The following is a 784-nucleotide window of genomic DNA, read 5'->3' as shown; positions in this document are numbered from 1 at the left end:
TATCCGGCCGTACTGGGCTTGCAGGCCATGCGCGGTGTGGACTTCACTACGGCGGTGGGCATGCTCGCCGAACTGGGCGATCTCTCGCGCTTTGTCCATCCGCGCCAACTGATGGCCTGGCTCGGCGTGACGCCCGCCGAACACTCGTCTGGTGAGAAGCGGCGACAGGGCAGCATCACCAAGACCGRCAATAGCTATGCAAGAAAGCTGCTAATCGAAGCCGCCTGGAGTTACCGGCACCCGGCACGACTGAGCCCTCAGATCCAACGCCGTCATGAAGGTATCCCAAAGGCCATCGTCGACCGGTCCTGGGACGCTCAGGTTCGACTCTGCCGGCGCTATCGGAAACTTGCCGCTCGCGGCAAGACCCCGAACATTGCGGTGGTCGCGGTAGCCCGAGAACTGAGCGGGTTCATCTGGGACATCGGCCGGCTCGCGATGTCGCTTGCCCTACCGAACGAGGCGCGGGCAACCTAACCCAGCGCGGCCCCTAGCAACAGACTTGACAACTGTAGCTCCCAGTTTCCTGAAGGCGGCGTAGCCCGGCACACGAGCAACCCGCGTGCGAGCTAAGCAATGGATTTCATCCGACTTGCGGCGCTAGATAGCGGCAGGCTCATTGGGCGGACCTCTGTAATGCGGTAGCCAACCCGCGGATATCAGCGTGATCCACCGTCGAGACTTACTGCTACGTCGCCCTCAGGAAATTGGGTGAGGAACAACATGGAACTGTGAAACTGAATCAAACCAATCTCGATTGACACGGGGAGTCATATCAGCTCGC

General features: G+C 60.8%; 1 protein-coding gene. It reads left to right on the top strand.

Going from position 1 to position 784, the window contains the following annotated elements; all coding sequences use genetic code 11:
- Positions 1–477: transposase (locus tag AC1DQ3_RS36575; protein WP_477124958.1), on the top strand; the 477-nt coding region annotated here is incomplete at its 5' end.
- Positions 478–784: the final 307 nt, after the last annotated feature.

This window comes from Cupriavidus sp. 01T418 (assembly GCF_056398885.1).
The sequence above is the reverse complement of the archived record's forward strand: the minus strand, read 5'-3'. Positions and strand labels throughout refer to the sequence as shown.